The sequence below is a fragment of the Aquimonas sp. genome, assembly GCF_044377145.1.
In the GTDB taxonomy this organism is placed as follows: domain Bacteria; phylum Pseudomonadota; class Gammaproteobacteria; order Xanthomonadales; family Xanthomonadaceae; genus Aquimonas.
The window spans coordinates 13,440-36,027 of record NZ_JBILJQ010000016.1; the positions used below are offsets into that span (position 1 = coordinate 13,440).

Sequence of the window (22,588 nt, forward strand, 5' to 3'; positions counted from 1 at the left end):
AATTCTGAATGGTGGATAAACCTGATCGCCATGCCGGGCATTTCTATACAAAACGTTCTGTACAGTTCCGCACCGATGACCCGCCCCCCCAAAGCCAAGCTACGCATCCTGGACGCCGCCCGGCGCATCGTTGAAGAGCGCGGCGCCGGTCACCTCACCTTCGATGAGCTGGCGCGCGAAAGCGGCGTCACCCGCGGCGGCATCACCTATCACTTCCCGACCAAGGAAGACCTGCTGCGCGGCCTGATCGAGGCCGACATGCAGCAGTGGGAGTCCGCCAGCGCGACCCCGGATCGCCTGCCGCCCGGCTGTGAGTGCCCACGCACCGCCGTCGTGCTGGGTCAGCTGCGCTGTCACCTCAGCGAGGACGACCGCCATCGCCGTTTTGTCCACGGCATGCTCAGCGCGGCGATGGTGGATCAGAGCCTGCTCGATCCCATTCGCGCTCATCTGAAGGCCGAGTTTGTCGAATGGACCTGGGATGAGGCCGACCTGCGTCGCTACCTGCTGCTGGCCGCCGCTGAAGGCCTGTTCTGGCAGGACATGTTCAATCTGAATCCGGTGCCGGCGGCTGCCCGCGGTCCGATCCGGGCGCTGATCGAGCGGCTTTTGCTCGAGTGGGCAGGCGCTGTCGAAACCCCCGCCGCACCAAACGACCACACCACGCCGGCCGCCTGAGCCGTCGCGATTCGCATTCCAACCTTCAAGGACCCGCCCATGCCTGTGATTCCGCGCTTCCGGATCGATCCGCGGTTCGCTCTCGCGACTCTCACCGTGGCCGCGCTGACTGCCTGTTCCGGCGGTGGTGGCGCGGCGATGCAGATGCCGCCGACCGAGGTGAACGTCGCCACCGTGGTGTCCAAATCCGTCACCCAGTGGGATGAGTTCACTGGCCGCATTGAGGCTGTCGAGCACATCGAGATCCGCCCGCGGGTCGCCGGCTATCTCACCGGCATCCACTTCAAGGAAGGCGGCGCGGTCAAGACCGGCGACCTGCTGTTCACCATCGACGACCGCGAGTACAAGGCGGCGGTCGCCAGCGCGCGCGCCGATCTTGCCCGCGCCGAAGCCCGTCGCGCACTGGCCGAGACTGAGTTCAAGCGCAGCCAAGCGCTGGTCGAAGCCCGTGCGGTGAGCGCCGGTGAGCTGGAGAGCCGCCAGAACGAAGCGCGCCAGGCCGACGCCGACGTGTTGGCCGCTCGCGCGCGAGTGGAGCAGGCGGAGCTGAGCCTGGGCTTCTCCCGCATCACCTCGCCGATCGACGGCCGCGTCAGCGTCGCCCGCCTGCGCGTTGGCAACCTGGTGTCGCCCGGCGAGCCGGTGCTGACCACGGTGGTCTCGCTCGACCCGGTCTATGTCAGCTTCCAGGGCGACGAGCGCGCCTACCTGCGCTACCAAGCGCTGGCCCGCCGCGGCGAGCGCGAGGGTTCGCGCGACGCTGCCAATCCGGTGCGCGTGGGCCTGGCCGATGAACAGGGCTTTCCGCACGAGGGGCGCATGGTGTTCGTCGACAACGCAGTCGACCCCGCCACCGGCACGATCTTCGCGCGCGCCGAGCTGGCCAATCCGGCCGGCGTGTTCACCCCTGGCCTGTTCGCCCGCGTGCAGCTGCTCGGCGAGCGACTGGACAGCGCGCTGCTGGTGCACCCGCAGGCCGTGCTCACCGATCAGGACCGCCGTTACGTCTACGTCGCCGACCAGGTCACCTTGCCGCCGGAAATGGGCGGCACCGGCGCACCGCACCTGGGCGCCGTGCGCAAGGACGTGGTGCTGGGGCCGACCATCGACGGTCTGGTCGTCGTCGAGCAGGGTCTTGACGCCGACGACCGGGTGATCGTGAACGGCATGCGCAAGATCTTCTTCCCCGGTGCGCCGGTGCAGCCGATCGATGTGCCGATGGACCAGCCGAACACGGTACAGGCCGCGCCCGCTGCCGCGCCCGCCGCGGCCGGGGACGAGGGCTGATCCATGGCCCACTCCGACCTTTCCCGCGTCTTCGTCGACCGGCCGATTCTGGCCGCCGTCCTGTCCATCGTGATCTTCGTGGCCGGCCTGATCGCCATCCCCAACCTGCCGATCACCGAGTACCCGGAAGTCGCGCCGCCCAGCGTGCAGGTCACCGCGATCTATCCCGGCGCCAACCCCAAGACCATCGCCGACACCGTGGCCGCCCCGCTCGAGGAAGCGATCAACGGCGTCGAGAACATGATCTACATGAAGTCGGCGGCGTCCTCGGACGGCACCGTGGTGCTGACGATCACCTTCGGCCTGGGCACCGACGTCGACCTCGCGGCGATGCAAGTGCAGAACCGCGTCGCGCAGGCCCTGCCGCGCCTGCCCGATTCGGTGCGCGCGCTCGGCGTCACCACCGCCAAGGTGTCGCCGAACATCACGATGGTGGTGCACCTGCTCTCGCCGGATAAGCGCTACGACGGCCTGTACCTGTCGAACTTCGCGAACCTCAATGTCAAGGACGAACTCGCGCGCCTGCCAGGCGTGGGCAACGCGCAGGCCTTCGGTGCGGGCGTCTATGCCATGCGCGTCTGGATCGACCCCGATCAGGCGGCCGCGCGCGGGCTGACCGCGCTCGACGTGGTGGGGGCGATCCGCGAGCAGAACGTGCAGGTGTCGGCCGGTGCGATCGGCGCTTCGCCGCAGCCCAGCGGCGCTGCGGTACAGCTGCTCGTCAATGCGCGCGGTCGTCTTGAAACCCCCGAGCAGTTCGGCGCCATCGTGCTCAAGACCGGCGAGAACGGCGCGGTCACTCGGCTTCGCGACGTCGCGCGCATCGAGCTGGGCTCAAACACCTACGCACTGAACAGCTACCTCAACAACACCGAGGCGGCGGCGATCGTCATCTTCGAGGCGCCGGGCGCGAACTCGATCGCGTTGTCCGATGCCGTCCGCGCCCGCATGGCCGAGCTCAAGCAGAGCTTCCCCGAAGGCGTCGACTACGCGATCGCCTACGACCCCACGGTCTTCGTGCGCGCCTCCGTCGATTCGGTCATCACGACCCTGCTGGAGGCCGTGCTGCTGGTGGTGCTCGTGGTCGTGGTGTTCCTGCAGACCTGGCGCGCCTCGATCATTCCGCTGCTGGCGGTGCCGGTGTCGATCGTTGGCACCTTCGCCGTGCTGCTCCTGCTCGGCTATTCGATCAACGTGCTGACCCTGTTCGGCCTGGTGCTGGCGATCGGCATCGTGGTCGATGACGCCATCGTCGTCGTCGAGAACGTCGAGCGCCACATCGAGGAAGGGCTGGCGCCCATCGACGCCGCGCACAAGGCGATGAGCGAGGTGTCCGGGCCGATCGTCGCCATCTCGTTGGTGCTGGCGGCCGTGTTCGTGCCGATCGCTTTCATCGACGGCGTGACCGGCCAGTTCTACCGCCAGTTCGCGGTGACCATCGCCGTGTCCGTGCTGATCTCCGCGTTCAACTCGCTGACCTTGAGCCCGGCGCTGGCCGCGGTGCTGCTCAAACCCCACGGCGCGCCAAAGGACATGCTGGCGCGCGGCATCGATCGCGTGTTCGGGCGCTTCTTCGCCGGCTTCAACGCCCGCTTCAAGCGCAGCTCGGACCGCTACGCCGGCCGCATCGGCGGCACCATTGCGCGCGCGCCGCGCCTGCTTGTGACGTACGCGGTACTGGTCGTCGTGACCGTACTCGGATTCACGCAGATCCCCGGCGGCTTCATTCCGACCCAGGACAAGCAGTACCTGTTCGCGGGCGTGCAGCTGCCGGAAGGGGCGACGCTGGAGCGCACCGAAGCCGCGATGAAGCGCATGGGCGAAATCGCCCTGGAAACGCCCGGCGTCGCTGATGTCGTGCAGTTCCCCGGTCTGAACGCCATCCACTTTGTCAGTACGCCCAACGTCGGCGTGATGTTCATCGGCCTGGATCCGCCCGGCGAGCTGCCCAAGCCGGCCGCGGCCATCGCGGGCGAACTGACTGGCAAATTCGGGGCCATCCAGGACGGCATGGCCTTCGCCTTCATGCCGCCACCGGTGAACGGCTACGGCAATGCCGCGGGCGTCGAAGCCTATGTGCAGGATCGCCAGCGCATCGGCTACGGCGAGCTCAACGTCGCCACCCAGGCGCTGACCGGAACGATCAGCCAGCTGCCCGGATTCGGCCCCGGTTCGGCCTTCTCCTCCTTCCAGGCCAATGTGCCGCAGCTCGATGCCGTGGTGGACCGCGACAAGGTCAAGGAGGGCGGGCTTGCGCTTACCGATGTCTTCGACAGCCTGCAGATCTACCTCGGCAGCGCCTACGTTAACGACTTCAACCTGTTCGGCCGCACCTACTCGGTCTATGCACAGGCGGATGCTCCCTTCCGCGACGAGGTGAGCGATGTGGCACGCCTGCAGGTGCGCAACGCGCAGGGCGAGATGGTGCCGCTGGGCAGCGTGGTCGAGCTGGTGCCGAGCTTCGGCCCCGACCCGGTGGTGCGCTACAACGGCTACCCCGCTGCCGATGTCAGCGCAAGCCCCTTCGATCCGGCCGCGGTCAGCAGCAGCGACGCGGTCGGCATCGCCCGCGACACCGCCGCCCAGGTGCTGCCGCGCGGCATGAGCCTTGAGTTCACCGGCCTGACCTACCAGCAGGTCAATCAGGGTGTCGCGCAGTACCTGGTGTTTCCACTGTGCGTGCTGCTGGTCTTCCTGGTGCTGGCCGCGCTGTACGAGAGCTGGTCGCTGCCGCTGGCGGTGATCCTGATCGTGCCGATGTGCCTGCTGTCGGCGCTCGGCGGTATCTGGGTGCTGAACATGATCAATGGTCTGTGGTTCGGGGTGCAGATCGGGCTCGGCTGGATCAACCCGATGACCGCCGCGCCGCCCACCATCATCGACATGAACGTGTTCACCCAGATCGGCCTCGTCGTGCTGATGGGCCTGGCCTGCAAGAACGCGATCCTGATCGTCGAGTTCGCCCGCGATCTGGAGAAGCAGGGCCGCGGCATCGTCGACGCAGCGGTCGAGGCCTGCCGCCTGCGCCTGCGGCCGATCCTGATGACCAGCTTCGCCTTCTGCGCCGGCGTGCTGCCACTGGTGTTCGCCAGCGGCGCCGGTGCCGAGGTCCGCCATGTGATGGGCGTGACCGTGTTCTTCGGCATGCTCGGCGTGACCTTCTTTGGCCTGTTCTTCACCCCGGTGTTCTATGTGGTCATCCGCAAGCTGGTCGAGCGCCGCCGCACCCGCCCGGCCGTCGCCGAGGAGGCGCCTGTCCATGTTTAAGCATCCGCTCGCCCTTGCCTTCGCGATGGCCTTCACCCTGGGCGCCTGCACGGTCGGGCCCGAGTACGTCCGCCCTGCCGCCGAGCTGCCCGAGCGCTTCGACCAGTCCGGCGTCACCGCCTCTACCGAAGCCGTGCAACCAGCACTGTGGCGGGCCTTCAACGACCCCGCTCTGGATTCACTGATTACCCGCGCCCTGCTTGCCAACACCGGGCTTGCACAGGCTTTGGCGCGGCTGGATGAAACCCGCGCTTTGGCCGGGCTGTCGACCTACAGCCTGATGCCCACGGTGGGCATCGGTGTGGACGGCGAGCGCAGCCAGCCCAGTGGACGCGATCCCTTCATCCCCAGCGATCAGGGCCGCACCGACACCTACCGCGCTGGTTTCGATGCCAGCTGGGAGATCGATCTGTTCGGCAGCCTGCGCAATCCAAAGCGGGCCATCTTCCGCCGCGTCGAGGCCGATGCGGCGGCGCTTGAACATGTCCACATCAGCGTGGTGGCCGAAGTCGCGCAGGCCTTGTTCGAGCTGCGCGGCGCGCACGCCCGGCTGCGCCTGATCGAAACCAATCTGCAGGGCTGGAGCCGCAGCGTGGATCTGATCAGCACGCTCGAACGCAACGGCCGACGCACCGGGCTGGATGTGGCGCGAGCGCGCGCGCAGCGTTCCTCGCTGGCGGCGGACTTCGCCACCGCCGAGGCGGCCGTGGGGCGCTCCGAGCAGCGCCTGGCGGTGCTGACCGCACAGCCGGTGGCAGCGGTGCGCAGTCTGGTCGACGCCGAAACCGGTTTGCCGCAACTGCCGTCCTTGACCGCGGTCGGCACGCCGGAGGAATGGCTCAAGCGGCGTCCGGACGTGCGTGAAGCCGAGCGCCGGCTGGCGGTGGCCTATGCCGATATCGGCACCCAGACTGCCGAGTACTTCCCCAAGCTGACCCTGCTGGGTGGCTTCGGCTGGACCGCGCAGGGCGTCGGTGAGCTGGGCGAGGGCAGCTCAGAGCGCTGGCGCTGGGGGCCGTCGATCAGCTGGAGCATTCTCGATTTCGGTCGCACCCGGCAGCGCGTGCGCGCCGCCGAGGCGCGCGCGGATGGCGCCGAGGCTCTGTTCCAGGAAACCCTGCTGCGCGCGCTCGAAGAAACCGAGAACGCGCTGGCCGGCTATCGCGCGGCCAACCGGTCGGCCTTCGATCTGGCTGAAGCCGCCGAGGCCGCAGGCGAGGCTGCACGGCTGGCGAACCTGCGCTTCGAGGCCGGTTCCGACGACGCGCTGACCTTGCTGGATGCCGAACGCACCCGGGTCGATTTCGAGCTGCGCTCGGTCGACGCCCTGGTCGCGCGCGCGACCTCATTGGCGGCGCTGTACAAGGCGTTGGCGGGTGATTTCGCGCAGGCCGCGGCGGCGCCGGAGTCGTGAAGCCTGTTGCGCAGGGCCCGGCAATCCGGGCCCTGCGCATGCACCCAATCAACTGCGCGTGGGCTGCAGAGTTGCCCGCGTCTGCGCCGGTTTCGGCTTGCGTGCGTAGCGGCGATCCAGCATGAAGCCCGCGATCACCGACACCAGCACCGGCACCGCCCAGGGCAGCAGCTGCAGATTGCCCGACAGCTGCAGCCCGAACGCCTGCAGCACGCCTTTCAGGCCGATCGCGAAGAAGGCCACGTGGGTGGCGGTGCCGCAGCCCAGCATCGCGCCGTAGTGCTCCTGCAGCCACCAGTTGCCGGCATCGATCGGCTTCCACAGCCGGCGCAGCATGCCCGCGCCCAGCACTGCGCCGACCGCGGAAAATCCCATCAGCAGCGGATTGCCCATCTGGATGCCGACTGCCAAAACGATCAGCGCGGTGATCAGGTTCAGCGCGCCGACGACGGCGTAGGCGCGGTCGTGAAAGGCGGCCTGATCGCGCTTGCGCCGGATTGCCCGCCAGCCCAGCCACATCGAGGTGACGGTGATCACCACCAGGTAGGCGAGGAAGGTGCCGATGCCGGCATTCCCGCGCAGGAAGAAAGTCACCGCCATCGGCAGGGCGGTGATGCAGATGCCGAGCATCGCCAGCAGATAGAGCTTGCCGCTGCCGCGATGCAGGGGCGTGCCCTTGCGCGCCAGCCCGGCGATCCAGAACGTGATCAGCGAAACCGCGCCGGCCAGGCCGCGGATGCTGACGAGAATCGGGTACAGGGTTTCCATGGTTCGGCTCCAGCGCGGTGTGTGTAGCCAGTCTCCGTATCGCGCGCTGTGGCCAGCAGGTGCCTGCGGTCATCCGCTGGGGGTGAGTAAAGTCACCTGGGTGCCTCGGCGGGTTTCACCGCGGCGTGGGCGCTGCCATGCTGCAGCCATGAACACCACCCAATACGAACCCGGGCGCGGGCATCCCGTGGCACCCGCGCAATGGACGGGCTGGCTCTCGCCACTGAGCTTCGTGGCCTACATCACCTGGGCCGCGATCGGTTTCGCTGCAGTCGATTTCGCCAAGCTGCACTCCGGAGCAGTGCCTGAGTGGGCGGGCCTTGCTTGTCTGTTTGGCATGCTCGCCCTGTTCGTCTGGCGGAGCCTGCGCGAGAGCAGCGTCGACTGCCGCGGCGCGCGCTGGAACAGCGTGCTGCAGGGCGTGCTGGTGGTTGCGGCCGAGCGCTTGTTGATGGAAGGGCAGGTCACCGTGCTGCTGGTGATCGTGGCCGCCCAGCTGGTGCTGTTGATGCCGATCCGCTGGGCGGTGCTGGTCATGCTCGCGTTCAACGCGGCGGTGGCGCTGCGCTGGATCGAGTCGGGATGGTCGCCGCTGCAGGCACTGTTCAACCTCGTGCCGCTGCTGGGCTTTCAGGCCTTCGCCACCTTCACCGGCTACTACGCCGGCATGAGCGAGCGTGGCCGCGATCACCTGGCCCAGGTCAATGCCGAGCTGCTCGCCACCCAGCGACTGCTGGAGGAAAGCGCGCGCAGCGGTGAACGCCTGAAACTCTCGCGTGAGCTGCACGATGTCGCCGGCCACAAACTGACCGCGCTGAAGTTGAACCTGGCGCGGCTGCAGCGCGACCCGGCCCTGGCCGCTCGCGAGGAGATCACCACCAGCGCCCAGCTGGCCGACGAACTGCTCGGCGATATCCGCGCCGTGGTCAGCGCGCTGCGCCTGCACGATGGCCTGGAGCTCGACTCCGCGCTGCGCGCGCTGGCGCGGCCGATTGCCGGCACCCGCATCGAGGTGGATATCGATCCAGGCCTGCGGGTGGACTCGGTGGCCCAGGCCGAAGCCCTGCTGCGCTGCGCCCAGGAGGCGATCACCAATGCCCTGCGCCACGGCCGTGCCGGGCTGATCCAGCTGCGCTGCTCGCGTGCCGATGACGGCCTGCTGCTGGAGGTGCGCAATGACGGTGAAGCGCCGAAGCGGATCGAGTTCGGCAACGGTCTGACCGGCATGCGCGAACGTCTGCACAGTATCGGTGGCCGGCTTGAGGTCGAGACCAGCGCCGCACGTGGTCTGTGCCTGCGCGCCTGGCTGCCGGAGCTCAGCGCATGAGCGTGCGCATCGCGCTCTGCGACGATCAGGCCCTGGTGCTGCGCGGGCTGTCGGCGCTGTTGTCCGACCTCGGTATCGAGATCGCCCTCGAAGCGCCCGACGCCGAACGTCTGCTGGCGGCACTGCCGACGCGGCCGGTGGATGTGATCGTCAGCGACATCCGTATGCCCGGCATAGGTGGTATCGGCCTGGTGAGTGCGTTGCGCGAGCTCGGCGATGCGACACCGGTCATCCTGCTCACCACCTTTGACGACAGCGAACTGCTGCTGCGCGCGGTCGAGGCCGGCGCGCAGGGCTTTCTGCTGAAGGACGCCTCGCCGGAAGAGCTGCGCGCCGCGATCGAACGCGTCGCCGCCGGCGAAACCCTGTTGCAGCCGGTCAGCCTGGGGCCGGTGCGCGCCGGCTGGATCAGCGTCGACAGCGCAGCCGGCCAGCGCCTCACGGAGCGCGAGCAGAGCATCCTGCGGCTGGTTGCCGGTGGCTACAGCAACAAGGAAATCGCCCGCGTGCTGCACCTGTCGGAAGGCACGGTGAAGAACTACATGTCGGATGTTCTGCTCAAGCTCGACTGCCGTGATCGAACCCATGCGGTGTTGAAGGCGATCAGTCAGAAGCTGCTGTAGGCGGGCCTGCCGCAGCCCCGTGTTCAGCGCATCGGATAGCCCGATACTTGCACTGGCTGCGGCTGCGGCTGCGGCTGCGGCTGCGGCCCAGCGGAGCCGCCGCTGCGTCCTCCTTCGCGCCCACGCAGGCGAGACTGCAGGCCTGCGCGCAGGGGGGATCCACGGGGTGTCGCGTGACCGCGGCCGTGCATCGGGTTGTGCTGTCCGGTCTGCATCTGCTGGCACCATCGCCTGCCGAAGCCGTGGTTCTGCCGCAGCTGCGCCGCCTTGGCCGACTGCCGCTGGGGGCGCTTCGAGCGCTGTCATTGCCGAGACCGCGCCCGCATTGGCCCGGGCTGGCGCGTTCGGTGCATGCCGAACCGGGCAGCGCGGCGCGTCTGCCGTCCGCCGTCTCGATCAGCCGACAGCTGATCCCGTATCCTTTGGGGCCACGAGTGCAGGTACCGCCGATGCCGCTGAGCTGGAACGCAATCAATGCCGCCGCCCCGCGTGCCTGCTGCGCACGCGTCGAGGTGCCGGGCGACATCAAGCCGGGGCGGCCATGAGCAGCCCGCGCGTAGATTCCGGCAGTGGGTGCGACCGATGAGCGCCGCCGCGTCCATCTACCCCAGCGGCTACCTCGGCCCGCGCACCCAGGAGTTCCGCCAGTTCCTGCAGCGCGCGCCGCATGTGACCGGCCGTCTGCAAGCCGGCAGCGGCGGGACCCTGCGTCTGTTCATCGAAGCCCGCCAGATCGGCTACTTCAGCCAGGCGGTCGCCGCCCATGCCGGGGTGCTCGGTGTGCGTTTCCGACGTGATGGCGGCACGCTCAATTCCTTCCCCGTTGATGCCTCGGATGCGATAGCCGAGATCCTGGTGCGCCTGTTCGGTGCCGCCACCGAAGGCACCGATTTCGTCATCCACAAGGGCACCGAAAGCGGCGGCCCCTCTGACAAGCGCTACCTGGTGATCGTCACCGATGAACTCGCAGTGCGCCTGCTGCCGCATCTGCCGCTGGTGGTTTGAGCGGGCGTCACGTCTGCACGTGGGCGCGAGCGCGGCCGTCCTGCGGTTTCGCGGCAGCCAGATGTCCGCCAAGCGATGCGCAGTTCGCCCAGTGGCTCAACCCGCCGCCTTGCGCTCCGGCACCGGCGTGGGTTCCGGCCGCTGCAGGCGCAGCTCGACCTCAACGCCTTCGATCTCGCGCAGCTGTCGCGGCAACAGCGGGGTAGGGCGTACGCCGAAGCTGCCGTCCCCATACAGGCGGCCGCGGGCACCTGGGATCAAAAGTTCGATCTGCACGCCGGTTGGGCCGGGGCGATGGGTGGCGAGCAGTTTCTCGACCTCGGCCAGGGCGTCGCGGCGGCGGTTGTCCACTTTGAGCAGCAGGTGGCGGCTGTAGCGCGAGCACAGTTCTTCGAGCGTCATCAGACGGCGCAGACGCAGGGTGTAGCCGTCGCCCATGCGGTCTTCCTGCAGGCTGCCTTCGACCAGCACGATGTCGCGCGATTTGATCAAGGGCGCGTACTGCGCGCAGGCCTCCGAGAACAGCGCCGCTTCGATCTGGCCGCGGCCGTCCTGCAGTTGAACGAACGCGCGGCTGTCGCCGCTGCGACGGACATCGCCGACCACGCCGGCCAGCAGCACCGAAGCCTCGGTGCCGCGCGCGAACTTGCGCTCGGCATAGGCCTTGTCGAGCTCGCCGAGGTCGCAGGTGACCACCTGGTTCAGCAGCTCGCGCCAGGGGTCGATCGGGTGGCCGCTGATGTAGTGGCCGAGCACGCGGTACTCGTCCTCCAGCAGTTTTTCGAGGTCGAACTCGGGCACCTGCGCTGGCGTCGGCAGGGCCGGCTCAGGCGCCGCACCGTCAAGATCGAATAGCGAAACTTGGCCGACTTCGCGCGCCTTGGCTTGTTGATCGACCGCGCGCATCACATCGGGCAGCTGCGTCATCAGGCTGGCGCGATTGCTGCCAAGGCCATCCAGTGCGCCGGCGGCGATCAGCGTCTCCAGGCTGCGACGGTTGCGGCGCAGCAGTTCAACGCGTGAACAGAGATCGTAGAGGCTGCTGAACGGGCCGCTGGCTCGGGCCTCGACAATCGCCTCGCAGGCCTGGCGGCCCATGCCCTTGATCGCGCCCAGGCCATACACGATCGAGCGCGCGGTGTCGGCCTCGAACGCGAAGCTGCTGCGGTTGACGTGCGGCAGGCTGACATCGAGCTTGATCGCGCGCGACTCGGTCAGGAAGGTCACGACCTTGTCGGTCTTGTCCATGTCCGACGACAGCACCGCGGCCATGAACTCGGCCGGGTAGTGGGTCTTCAGCCAGGCGGTCTGGTAGGCGACCAGCGCATAGGCGGCCGAGTGCGACTTGTTGAAGCCGTACTCGGCGAACTTTTCCATCAGGTCGAAGATGCCGGTGGCGACCTCGGGGTCGACGCCGCGTTCGGCGCTGCCGGCCTCGAACTTGGCGCGCTCCTTGGCCATCTCCTCGGGCTTTTTCTTACCCATTGCGCGGCGCAGCAGGTCGGCGCCGCCCAGGCTGTAGCCGGCCAGAACCTGGGCGATCTGCATCACCTGTTCCTGGTAGACGATGACCCCGTAGGTCGGCGACAGCACAGGTTCCAGCGACGGATGCGGGTAACTGACGGCGGTCTCGCCGTGCTTGCGATCGCACCATTCCTTGTCCATCCCAGAGCCCAGCGGGCCGGGGCGGAACAGCGCCGCCAGCGCGATGATGTCTTCGAAGCGGTCAGGGCGGGCGCGTTTCAGCAGCTCGCGCATGCCGCGCGATTCGAACTGGAACACCGCCACCGTGTCGCCGCGCGCGAACAGCTCGTAGCTGCGCTTGTCATCGAGCGGCAGCGCGGTGATGTCGAGCGCCGCCTCACCGGCCGCGGCGCGGCGGCGGTTGATGGCCTTGACCGCCCAATCGATGATGGTCAGCGTGCGCAGGCCGAGGAAGTCGAACTTGACCAGACCGGCCGATTCGACATCGTCCTTGTCGTACTGGGTCACCACGCTGCGCAGTGTGCCGGGTTCTTTCGGCGGCGGTTCGGCGAACAGCGGGCTGAACTCGGTGAGTGGTTCGGGCGCGATCACCACGCCGCCGGCGTGCTTGCCGGCATTGCGTGTCAGGTCTTCGAGTTTCAGCGCGAGGTCCATCAGCTCGCGCACTTCGTCCTCGTGCTGGTAACGATCGATCAGCTCGGCTGAACTCAGCTCCTTGTCGGCCTGCGCCGCCTTGCTGCGACCGAGCGCGTCGTCGAGCGATACGCCGAGCGTGTTCGGGATCAGCTTGGCGACGCCATCGACGGCGGGGAAGGGCAGGCCCTGCACGCGGCCGCAGTCGCGCACCGCGGCCTTGGCCGCCATGGTGCCGAAGGTGATGATCTGGCTGACCCGATCGCGGCCGTATTTGCGGGCGACGTAGTCGATGACTTCGTCGCGGCGGTCCATGCAGAAGTCGATGTCGAAGTCGGGCATCGACACGCGCTCTGGGTTCAAGAAGCGCTCGAACAGCAGGTCGTAGGGAATCGGGTCAAGGTCGGTGATGCCCAGCGCCCAGGCCACCAGCGAACCCGCACCCGAGCCGCGGCCGGGGCCGACCGGAATATCGTTCTGCTTGGCCCAGTTGATGAAGTCGGCCACGATCAGAAAGTAGCCGGGAAAGCCCATTTTGCAGATGACATCGAGCTCGATGTCGAGGCGTTCGAAATAGGCTTCGCGGGTGTGGCCCGGGGCGATCGGCGCTTTCTCCAATCGCTTGTGCAGGCCTTCATGCGAGGTGCTGCGGATCCAGCTGTCGAGGGTGTGCTCGGCCGGCACCGGGAAGGCCGGCAGAAAGTACGTGCCCAGACGCATTTCGAGGTTGCAGCGGCGCGCCAGTTCAAACGCGTTGTCGAGCGCCATCGGCAGCTCGGAGAAGCGCTCCTCCATTTCGGCGGAGGACTTCAGGTACTGCTGGTCGGAGTAGTCGCGCGGGCGGCGCGAGTCGCTCAGCAGGCGGCCGCTGGCGATGCAGACGCGGGCTTCGTGGGCGGCGTGGTCTTCCGCCTCCAGGAAGCGCACATCGTTGCTGGCGACCACGCCGAGGCCGCGGCGTACGGCCAGATCGCAGGCACCGGCGATGAAGTCTTCCTCGAACTCGCGACCGGTGCGCACCAGCTCCAGATACAGGCGATCGTCGAAGGCCTGCTGCAGTTCGATCAGGCGCTGTTCGGCAAGATCAGTCTTCGACTCGCGCAACAGCTGGCCGACATCGCTGCCCGGCCCGGCCAATGCGAACAGGCCGGCCGCGTGCTCGGACACCCACTCCGGGCGCACGCAGACGTAGTCGCCCTGATGGCCATCCAGGAACGCACGCGACAGCAGGCGCGACAGGTTCAGATAGCCCTCGCGGTTACGGCACAGCAGGGTCAGGCGCGAGGGCGCGCCGCTGGGTAGCTGCACGATCACATCGCTGCCGGCGATCGGCTTGATGCCGCTCTTCTGCGCCTCTTTATAGAACTTCACCAGGCCGAAAAAATTCGACAGGTCGGTCACCGCCACCGCAGGCAGGCCCAAGGCCACGCAGCGCTTGATCAGCGGCGACAGGCGGATGGTGGAGTCGACCAGCGAGTATTCGCTGTGCAGGTGCAGATGGACGAAGCGCGCGGCCATGTGGGCTCAGCCGGATAGGTCTGACAGCCTAGCGACGGGGGGCGGGCCGAACAAGCCTTGACAGCATATGGCCGCGAGCGCGGACCGGTCGGGGCGGCACATGCAGTAGCATCCGCGCCTGTTCCCGCAGTGCAGCGAAACCCATGTCGCGCCAGCGCATCGTCGTCAAATTCGGTACGTCCACGGTCACCGCCGGTGGCCCCGGGCCTGATCTTGCACGCCTGCAGGCGCTCAGCGCCCAGCTCGCGACACTGCGTCAGGCCGGGCACGATGTGGTGCTGGTCAGCTCGGGCGCGGTCGCGACGGGTCGTAGCGCGCTCAAAGCGGCGCCGGCGCGCGATGTGCCGGTCAAGCAGATGCACGCGGCGGTCGGCCAGCCGCGCCTGCACGCCATCTACCAGGGCCTGTTCGCGGACCACGCCATCGACGTCGCCCAGGTGCTGCTGACGCGGTCTGATGTCGAGAACCGGCGCCGCTATCTGAACGCCCGCGAGGCCCTGCTGACCATGCTCGCTCACGGCGTGCTGCCGATCGTCAACGAGAACGACACCGTCGCCACTGAAGAACTGCGGCTGGGCGACAACGACATGCTGTCGGCCCTGGTCTGCAGTCTGGTCGACGCCGACCGACTGATCCTGCTGACCGACCAGGCCGGCCTGTACGACAGTGACCCGCGCGGCAACCCGGCGGCGCGGCTGATCAGCGAGGTCGGCCCCGGCGCGCTGCCGGAGCAGTTGCGCAACGCTGCTGGCGGCAGTGGCCGGCTGGGCACCGGCGGCATGGCGACCAAGCTGGGCGCGGCCGAACTGGCGCGACGCGGCGGTGCCACCGCGCATATCGCCTCCGGCGCCGAGCCCGAGGTGCTGACGCGGCTGTTGGCCGGTGAATCGATCGGTACGCGCTTCGCGCCGCAGGGCGAACGTCTGGCTGCGCGCAAGCGCTATATCACCGGCGGCGGCGCGCCGCGTGGCGCGCTGCAGATCGACGCCGGCGCGGCCAGTGCATTGCGGCGTGGTGGCAGTCTGCTGCCGGTCGGGTTGGTGGAGGTGCAGGGCAGTTTTGATCGCGGTGACCCGGTGCAGGTGCTGGATGCGGTCGGCACCGAAGTGGCGCGCGGCATTGCGGCCTACGCCGCAGTCGATCTGCAGCGCCTGTGCCGGCGACGCTCGGAGGAAATCGAGGGCGTGCTCGGCTATCGCTACGGCGACGAGGTCATTCACCGCAGCGATCTGGTGCTGAGCCCGCAGGCGGCCGCTGCACCGGAGACCGCCGCATGAGCGCCGCAGCGATCAGCCGCGCCGGGCGCATCGAAGCCCAGGCCCGCGCCGCGCGCCGCGCGCAGCCCGCTTTGGCGCGAACTCCCGCCGCTGCACGCGATGCCCTGCTGCGCGACATCGCTCGCCGTTTGCGCGAGCAGCGCGCGCCTCTGATCGCCGCCAATGCGCTGGATCTTGAGGCAGGTGCGGCGGCCGGGCTGGGCGCGGCCCTGCTTGATCGACTGCGCCTGGACGGCCCACGTCTGGATGGCCTGGCGATCGACGTCGAAACCGTCGCGAACCTTGCAGACCCGCTGGCTGGCGAGTTCGATCAGCGGAGTTTGCCGAACGGCCTGCAGCTGGCGCGGCGAACGGTGCCGATCGGCGTGGTCGGGGTGATCTACGAAGCGCGGCCGAATGTCACCGTCGACATTGCTGCCGCGGCGCTCAAATCCGGCAATGCGGTGGTGCTGCGCGGCGGCCGCGAAGCCCGCCAGACCAATCTCGCCCTGGTGGATCTGCTGCATGCGGCGCTGTCCGCCGCGGGGCTGCCGGCTGACATCGTCAGCTTCATCGATGCCCCGGAGCGCGAGGCGGTCAGCGAACTGCTGCAGCTGTCCGACTGCATCGACGTGATGGTGCCGCGCGGCGGCCAGGGCCTGATCGACCTGTGCCGGCGCGAAAGCCGGATCCCGCTGATCGCCGGTGGTGTCGGCGTGGTGCATGTGTTCGTCGATGCCAGCGCCGATCTTGAGCCCAGCCTCGCGATCATCGAGAACGCCAAGGTGCAGCGGCCGGCGGTGTGCAATGCGCTCGACACCCTGCTGGTGCACCGGGCGATCGCCCCGCGCCTGCTGCCGGCGTTGGCACAGCGGCTGTCGCCGTTCGGCGTGATTTTCCATGCCGAAGGCGAGGCCGTTTCGGCGCTGGCGGCGGCAGGCGCGCGGGTTGAAGCCCTGCAGCCGGAAGACTTCGACCGCGAGTGGCTGGGCCTGCAGCTCGGCGTGCGCGTGGTGGAGGATCTCGACATCGCGATCGCGCACATCGCCCGCCACGGCAGCGGCCACTCCGAGGCGATCCTGAGTGAAGACGCAGCCGCGGCCGAGCGCTTTCTGGCCGAAGTCGACGCGGCCGCGGTGTATCACAACGCCAGCACCCGCTTCACCGATGGCGGCCAGTTCGGCATGGGCGTCGAAGTGGCGGTCGCCACCGGGCGCCTGCATCCGCGTGGGCCGGTCGGCCCGGCCGAGTTGACCAGCTTCAAATGGGTCGGACGCGCAGACTATCTGGCGCGATCCTGAGGCCCTGCGGTCGATAGCGGCTACGTTGCGACCGTGCTGGCGCCGGCTGCGCTCGCTGTGGTCACGCGCTGCACTCGCACGGCCGCGTAGCCGCCTGCGCCCTGCCCAGCTGCACACGAACCGTTCAAAGGCCGCCGCGCGCGTGGTCTGCATCAGGCTGGGCGCGTTCCGCCGCTGTGCCCGGCACGCGACTTGCCTTGCTGCTTGCACTGTTTCCGTTGCGGAAGGATTGCACTGGACGTCATCCCGCCCGTGGCTCCAGCACGCAAGCTCGGTCTGCGCAAGCGCCTGAGTCTGCTGGGAATGCTGCTGTGCCTGGCGCTGGCGCCAGCGGTGCTGGCACAGCCAAGCGTTGACCCTGCCGCTGCGTTGAGTGCGGAAGATGCCGCCGTGCTGGCCGAGGCCGAACGGCTGGAAGACAGCGCCATTCGCGACTTCGGCGAAGCTGCGGCGACCATGCAGGCGTTGGCCGAGCGCGCCAGCGAAACGTCGCCGCTGCGTCGCGAGCTGCTGGCAATCGCCGGGCGCTGGTACGCCAACGCCGAACTGCATGAGGCCGCCGAGGCGCTGGCCGATCAACTCGACGCGCGCGCCCAGCAATTGGGCGACGGCAGCGATCTGGCGGCCAGCCTGGTCCGTCTGCGCGTGTTGGCGCTCGCACAGGGCGCGGCCATGAGCCTTGAGCAGATGCGCGCGCTGAAGCCGCGGATCGAACGCGAGCTGGGTCCGCGCGAGCGCCTGCGCTACTGGTACAACCTGGCCAACAACCTGCGCGCTGCCGGTGAACTGGCCGAAGCCATCGCCGCGTTTCAGGCTGCCACCGAGCTTGCCGATGCGAACAACTCGGCGAGCTGGCGGGCGCTGGTGCGATCGGGCCTGGCCGAGAGTCTGGCGGCGTTCGGTCAGCAGCACCGGGCCGAAGCACTGGTGCGCGAAGCGGTCGAGATCGCCCTCGCGTTGGGGGATGACCTGCTGCTGTCGGATGTCTACAGCACCCTGGGCGTGGTGCTTGAGCAAGGTGGCGATACCGAGGGTCTGCTGGCGGCGATGACGCTGGCGATCAGCCATGCACGCAGTGCCGGCGACAACACCAATCTGGCCGTGCTGCTCGGCAATGTCGCTCACTATCACCTCGTGCGCACGGAATACGAGCAGGCCGAGCGGGTGTCGCTGGAGGCGCTTGACGTCGCCGAGCGCAATGAGGATCGCACCGGTCGCGCCTTGGCCAACATCAATCTCGGCCTTGCCCGGATCGGGCTGGGCCAGATCGATGCAGGCAAGCAGCTGGTGCGGCGCGGGCTGGATGAGGACGAGTCGCGCGGTCAGCGCAGCGAAGCCGCGCTGACCTATGCCGAATTGGGCGCCGCACTTGAGCGCGCTGGTGATTTGACGGGCGCCGTCGAGGCGTACCACTCGGCCCGCCGGCTGGACGACGAGATCTTCCGCGAAGACCAGCAGCGCGCGGTGCTGGCGCTGCAGGAGCAGATCGATGCGCGCCGCCGCGACAAGGCCATCGAACAGCTGCAGGCCGAGGATGCTCGCAAGGCTGCCCAACTCGAACGCAATCAACTGCAGCAGTGGGTGTGGCGATTGCTCGCACTGCTGCTGGTGATGGCTTTGATCGTGCTGATTGCGGGGGTTCGTCGCCTCCGCCAGAGCAACCGCAAGCTGGCCGGGGTCAATGCGCAGCTGCGCTTGCAGAGCGAACGCGACGCGCTGACCGGCCTTGCCAATCGCCGCCACGTACAGGCGGTGATCAAACTCAGCGGTGGTGAGCGAACCTATCGGGGCTCGCTGTACCTGATCGATCTCGACCACTTCAAGTCGATCAACGATCGCCACGGGCATGCCGTCGGCGATGCGGTGCTGATCGAGGTCAGCCGACGCCTGCGCGGTTTGTGTCGCGGCGAGGACCTGGCTGCGCGCTGGGGTGGCGAGGAGTTTCTGCTGGCGGTCGAGTGGCTGGCGCCGGCCGATGCCGCGCGCTTGGCCGAACGCATCCTGCATGAGCTCTCGCGTGCGGTTCAGCATGAGGACCTGCGTATTCCGATCAGCGCTTCCATCGGTTTTGCCAGCCTGCCGCTGCCTCCCGCGGCGCTGGAACTCAGCTTCGAGCAGTCGCTGCGCCTGATCGATTCGGCCCTGTACCTCGCCAAGCTGCGTGGGCGCAATCGCGCCTGCGGCATCCGCTGGGTGCGCGATGGCTCCGGGCAGGCAGTCGAGGCGACGGTCGCCGACATCGAGCACGCCGAGGCGCTTGGACGGATCGGGCTGGAAACCATCATCGGCGCAGGGGAATGAACCGATGATCTGCAGCGCGCGTATCCAGAGGTTCCGGCGGCTCGCGATGGGGCTGTCGCTGGTCGTCATCTGGGCAGGCAGTGCGGCACAGGCCGAGACGTCGGGCGCGGAGCTCGATCTTGGGGTGAACAGTGCCAGCTCGGGCACCGTCGCTGCCGGGATCGATCTCGCCCTGCGAATGGCAGCGGAGAATCCCGAAGCGGGCGAGGCGGCGCTTGATGCCCTGGCGTCCCGCATCGACACCGAAGCCAGCGACCCTGCCGGCGCGCGCCGACTCGTGGCGAGGGCCCGTCTGCAGCTGTTGGTCGATTCCGGGCGCAGTGGAGAGCTAGAGCGTGCCTTGGATGAGCTGGGCGCATCGACGACGGTCGATCCGCTGCTGCCGGCCCATAGCGATCTGCTGGTGCTGCAGGCACAGCTGGCGACGCTGCAGCGGCAGGGCGACGTCGCCGCGGAGCTCGCGCGCGAAGCCCTGATCCTCTTGAGCGCGCGGTGTCCCGCGGCGGCGGTCTTGCAGGTCGCTGCACCGCAGTTGGAGGCCGATCCGCTGATCCCCGAGCTCGATGATCTGCAGGAGTTCCCCGCCTGCGATTACCGCGCGGCCTGGCAGATGCTGCGGGTGCTGGATCGGCAGGCGATCGCCCGCGGTGTCTGGGCCGAAGCTCAAGCCCATGCGAGGGCTCGGCTGCAGCTCGCACGCGCGGCCGGTGATGACTACCGCAGCACCATGACCTGGACTGCACTGGCCTTCACCAGCGCTTCCGCTGGCGAGCCATCGCCGGTGGCCGAAGGCTATTCCAACCGGGCGCGCGAACTGGCCGAGCGTCTGGGGGATCCGGAACTGCGAGTGGGCGTGCTGATGAACGACGCCGCCATCGCCGCCCTGACCGGCGACGCTGAAGGCGCGCTGCGGCGTTCGCGCAGCGCGCTCGCCTTGGCTCGGCCGGCGGGCCTTGAGCGCATTCAAGTCGGCCTGCTGAACAATATCGCCGATGCGCATCTGCGCCTGGGCCAACCACGACAGGCGCTGCAGACGGCAGAAGCCGGTCTGGAGGGTGCGCGTAGATTCGGCAATCGTCGGGTGGAGATCGCCCTGCTCGGCAACATGGGTTTGGCCCGGATCGACCTGGGGCGGATTGCCGAAGGGCGACGGGATCTCGCCGCCGCTGAGTCGATCCTCGACGAAGTCGGTGGGGAAGGTCAGCGCGTCGCGCTGCTGCGCGAGTATGGCGAAGCGCTGGCCGCTGGGGGCGATGCTGAGGCGGCCCTGGAGCTGTTCCACCGTGAGCGCAGCCTGTCGGCGCAGATCACGCGCCAGAACATGGATGCGGCGCTGCGGGAGCTGCAGACCAGCTTCGATGCCGAAGTGCGTCAGCGCGACATGGTGCTGTTGCAGGATCAGGTTGCGACCAAGAGCGCCGAGTTGACCAGCCAGGACCTGACCCTGCGGATCTGGCTGCTGCTGCTGGCGCTGCTCGCGCTAATCCTGTTGCTGGCCGTGCAGCTGATTCGCCGCCTGCGCGGCCGTGAGCGTCTGCTGCGCGAACGCCGCGAGCGCCTGCGTCAGGAGACCGAACTCGATCCATTGACCGGGTTGGGCAATCGGCGCGCGATCATCGGACGCATCGCCGAGCTGTCAACTGCGGGACCGCCTGAGGCTGCTCTGCTGTTGCTGGACATCGACCGCTTCAAGGCGATCAACGACAGCCATGGCCATGCGGTGGGCGACAGCGTGCTGGTGGAGGTCGCGCATCGACTCGGCGCCTGCATGCGGCGCGAGGATCTGGTGGTGCGCTGGGGCGGCGAAGAATTCCTGGTGCTGGCGTATGCCTGCAGCCCGGACCAGGCCGTGGCGCTGGCGCGTCGCCTGCTGGAGCGCTTGGCCGGCAGAAGCGTCGCCACGGCTGCCGGCGACCTGTCGGTGAGCGCGTCGATCGGCGTCTGCATGACTCGGCTGCATCCGCAGGGCGGGGTGCTCGATTGGGAATGTGCGGTACGTTTGGCCGATCTCGCGCTGTACGCGGCCAAGAGCCGCGGCCGCAATCGCTGCGTGGCTGTGCTGGGGATCAGCGACGCCAGCCCCGCTGCGCTGTTGCGGGCTGAGTCCGATTTCGAGGCCGCCGAGCGCGACGGCCTGCTGCAGATCCAGAGCGCAGTACAGCCTCGATTGCACTGAGGTCAGTCGCGGACGAAGGCGAGCTTCGCTGCGGCCTCGGAACACTCAGCTTTTGCTTTCGTCGAGCGCCGGTCGCGTCGGCTCCGGCGACGCCGTCTGGCGTTCGCGTGCCTGCATCGGCGAGCTGTCCGCACCGCGCACGCAGTTGCGCCCGGCCGCTTTGGCGCCGTAAAGCGCGCGGTCGGCGCGCGCCAGCAGGGCGGATTCGTCATGGTCAGTGAGCGGCTTGAAACTGGCGACACCGATGCTGACCCGCATGTCGCTGTGCGTTTCGATATGACGGCGCAGGCGCTCGGCCAGTCCCAGCGCTTCGCTGGGGCGGGTCGGGCTGATGATCGCGAACTCCTCGCCACCATAGCGGGCCACCGCGGTGTCGCTGCGGACGGCCTCCTGCAGCAGGTGGCCAAGCTGGCGCAGGGCTTCATCGCCGGCGAGGTGGCCATGACTGTCGTTGAATTGTTTGAAGTGATCGACATCGAGCAGCAGCACCGACAGCGGCCGGCCGGTCAGCAGCGCGCGCTCCAAACCTTCGCGCAGCAGGTGGTCGAAATGTCGGCGATTGGCGACGCCGGTGAGTGCGTCGGTGTCGGCGAGGTCGCGCAGCGTGCGGTTGGCGATCTCAAGCTCAGCGGTTCTGCGCAGAACCAATTGGTCGACTTCCTGCGTGCCGCGTGCGTCGAGTGCGCGCAAACGCTGCTGCTGACGCCGGTAAAGCAGACTGCCGAGCAGGGCTGCCAGCAGGGCCGACAGCGCGGCACCCTGCCAGAAGCTGGCCACAGCGCTGGGAGCTGATGCGCTGGTTGTCGCCTCGACGCCTGCAATGGTCGTCGCGGCGGGGAGGGCAGGCGCGGACCACCACGTGTTGCGGCTGTCTGCTGCCGAGCCTTCCAGCAACTGCGACGTTGCGTAGCTGTCGATGCCTTCGCGTGTGCGCAGCCACAGCCGGCCATCGATGTCCGCCAGCAGCTGCAGCGGCGGTGGTGCACCCGCCAGATCGATGTCCACTGTCGACCAGCGATCGCCGAGCGCCTGCAGCAGTTGCACGCCGCGCTCGCCGAGCAGCCACCAGCAGCGGCACTGCAGCTGTGCGGGCAACAACTGCTGCGGCCGTGTTCCGGCGACCGCAGTCGCATTGCCGGCAGTCGCGTCGACGGCCCACAGTTGGATCGGGTCCAGCGCCAGCACCCCGCGCTCGGTCAGCCAGAGAGCCTGGATCGGCCCGACACCCGGAATCCGTCGCGGCGCATTCGCCGACCTTGCTGCGCCCAGCAGCAGGCCATCGCCATCACCCAGCCAGACGCTGCCATCGGCACCCGTAACCGGGCCATGCACTGTCGGCGTAGTCGCGAGCGCGACGTTGAACAGCGACAGATAGGCCAGCAAACCGATGGCGATCAGCCGCCACGGCACGTTTCGGACATGCCTCATTCGAACTCCACAGCCTGAGCTTGTGCGCCGATCGGGTCGGCCGTTGCAATCGCTTCGCTTCGCTGCCCGCGTCTGGCAGCGTGCGTCTTGCTCAAACTTTACGCGGGACGCCTCGAATTGG

The 22,588-nt window shown here is 68.3% G+C and carries 15 protein-coding genes; 12 read left to right on the top strand and 3 right to left on the bottom strand.

Annotated features, from left to right (window positions below; all coding sequences use genetic code 11):
• Positions 1-75 precede the first annotated feature (75 nt).
• From ACIQ7H_RS07180 to ACIQ7H_RS07195, 4 genes are read left to right on the top strand one after another with little or no spacing between them, the layout of a single operon-like run.
• Positions 76-678: a TetR/AcrR family transcriptional regulator gene (locus tag ACIQ7H_RS07180; protein WP_395789860.1), complete on the top strand. Its 603-nt coding sequence runs from the start codon at positions 76-78 to the stop codon at positions 676-678.
• A 39-nt stretch (positions 679-717) separates the two neighbouring features.
• Complete coding sequence (locus ACIQ7H_RS07185; RefSeq protein WP_395789862.1) at positions 718-1,965, top strand: efflux RND transporter periplasmic adaptor subunit; 1,248 nt, start codon at positions 718-720, stop codon at positions 1,963-1,965.
• Positions 1,966-1,968: 3 nt separating this feature from the next.
• Positions 1,969-5,232, top strand: coding sequence for an efflux RND transporter permease subunit (locus ACIQ7H_RS07190; RefSeq protein ID WP_395789864.1), 3,264 nt, complete (start codon positions 1,969-1,971; stop codon positions 5,230-5,232).
• Positions 5,225-6,646 (top strand): efflux transporter outer membrane subunit, encoded by a 1,422-nt coding sequence (locus ACIQ7H_RS07195; protein ID WP_395789866.1) that lies wholly within the window; start codon positions 5,225-5,227, stop codon positions 6,644-6,646. The genes ACIQ7H_RS07190 and ACIQ7H_RS07195 overlap by 8 nt, the downstream gene beginning before the upstream one ends.
• A 48-nt stretch (positions 6,647-6,694) precedes the next feature.
• On the opposite strand, the gene ACIQ7H_RS07200 is transcribed toward ACIQ7H_RS07195, so the two are convergent.
• Entirely contained in the window at positions 6,695-7,414 is a 720-nt protein-coding gene (locus tag ACIQ7H_RS07200; protein WP_395789868.1) for a hypothetical protein, read from the bottom strand.
• A gap of 148 nt (positions 7,415-7,562) precedes the next feature.
• On the opposite strand from ACIQ7H_RS07200, the gene ACIQ7H_RS07205 reads away from it, so the two are divergent.
• The 4 genes from ACIQ7H_RS07205 to ACIQ7H_RS07220 all read left to right on the top strand — a co-directional run bounded on the left by ACIQ7H_RS07205 (position 7,563) and on the right by ACIQ7H_RS07220 (position 10,369).
• Positions 7,563-8,741, top strand: a complete 1,179-nt coding sequence (locus ACIQ7H_RS07205) for a sensor histidine kinase (protein ID WP_395789870.1) — start codon at positions 7,563-7,565, stop codon at positions 8,739-8,741.
• Positions 8,738-9,364, top strand: coding sequence for a response regulator (locus tag ACIQ7H_RS07210; RefSeq protein WP_395789872.1), 627 nt, complete (start codon positions 8,738-8,740; stop codon positions 9,362-9,364). The genes ACIQ7H_RS07205 and ACIQ7H_RS07210 overlap by 4 nt, the downstream gene beginning before the upstream one ends.
• 173 nt (positions 9,365-9,537) lie before the next feature.
• Positions 9,538-9,909 (top strand): hypothetical protein, encoded by a 372-nt coding sequence (locus tag ACIQ7H_RS07215; protein WP_395789874.1) that lies wholly within the window; start codon positions 9,538-9,540, stop codon positions 9,907-9,909.
• Between the two features lie 37 nt (positions 9,910-9,946).
• Positions 9,947-10,369: a hypothetical protein gene (locus tag ACIQ7H_RS07220; protein WP_395789876.1), complete on the top strand. Its 423-nt coding sequence runs from the start codon at positions 9,947-9,949 to the stop codon at positions 10,367-10,369.
• Between the two features lie 96 nt (positions 10,370-10,465).
• Here ACIQ7H_RS07220 and dnaE read toward each other — a convergent pair whose 3' ends face one another.
• A complete protein-coding gene (gene dnaE / locus ACIQ7H_RS07225; protein WP_395789878.1) occupies positions 10,466-14,005 on the bottom strand; it encodes a DNA polymerase III subunit alpha in 3,540 nt (1,179 codons plus the stop codon).
• A 143-nt stretch (positions 14,006-14,148) separates the two neighbouring features.
• Here dnaE and proB point away from each other — a divergent pair, with 143 nt between their 5' ends.
• The 4 genes from proB (at position 14,149) to ACIQ7H_RS07245 (ending at position 21,039) form a co-directional block, all read left to right on the top strand.
• On the top strand, positions 14,149-15,282 hold the full coding sequence (gene proB / locus ACIQ7H_RS07230) for a glutamate 5-kinase (protein WP_395789880.1): 1,134 nt from the start codon (positions 14,149-14,151) through the stop codon (positions 15,280-15,282).
• Positions 15,279-16,562 (top strand): glutamate-5-semialdehyde dehydrogenase, encoded by a 1,284-nt coding sequence (locus tag ACIQ7H_RS07235; RefSeq protein WP_395789882.1) that lies wholly within the window; start codon positions 15,279-15,281, stop codon positions 16,560-16,562. The genes proB and ACIQ7H_RS07235 overlap by 4 nt, the downstream gene beginning before the upstream one ends.
• Positions 16,563-16,814: 252 nt before the next feature.
• The gene (locus tag ACIQ7H_RS07240) at positions 16,815-18,863 is read left to right on the top strand and encodes a diguanylate cyclase domain-containing protein (protein ID WP_395789884.1); all 2,049 of its coding nucleotides are present in this window, start codon (positions 16,815-16,817) and stop codon (positions 18,861-18,863) included.
• 4 nt (positions 18,864-18,867) lie between these two features.
• The gene (locus ACIQ7H_RS07245) at positions 18,868-21,039 is read left to right on the top strand and encodes a diguanylate cyclase domain-containing protein (RefSeq protein WP_395789887.1); all 2,172 of its coding nucleotides are present in this window, start codon (positions 18,868-18,870) and stop codon (positions 21,037-21,039) included.
• Positions 21,040-21,084: 45 nt separating this feature from the next.
• On the opposite strand, the gene ACIQ7H_RS07250 is transcribed toward ACIQ7H_RS07245, so the two are convergent.
• Positions 21,085-22,467, bottom strand: coding sequence for a diguanylate cyclase (locus ACIQ7H_RS07250; RefSeq protein ID WP_395789888.1), 1,383 nt, complete (start codon positions 22,465-22,467; stop codon positions 21,085-21,087).
• Positions 22,468-22,588: the final 121 nt, after the last annotated feature.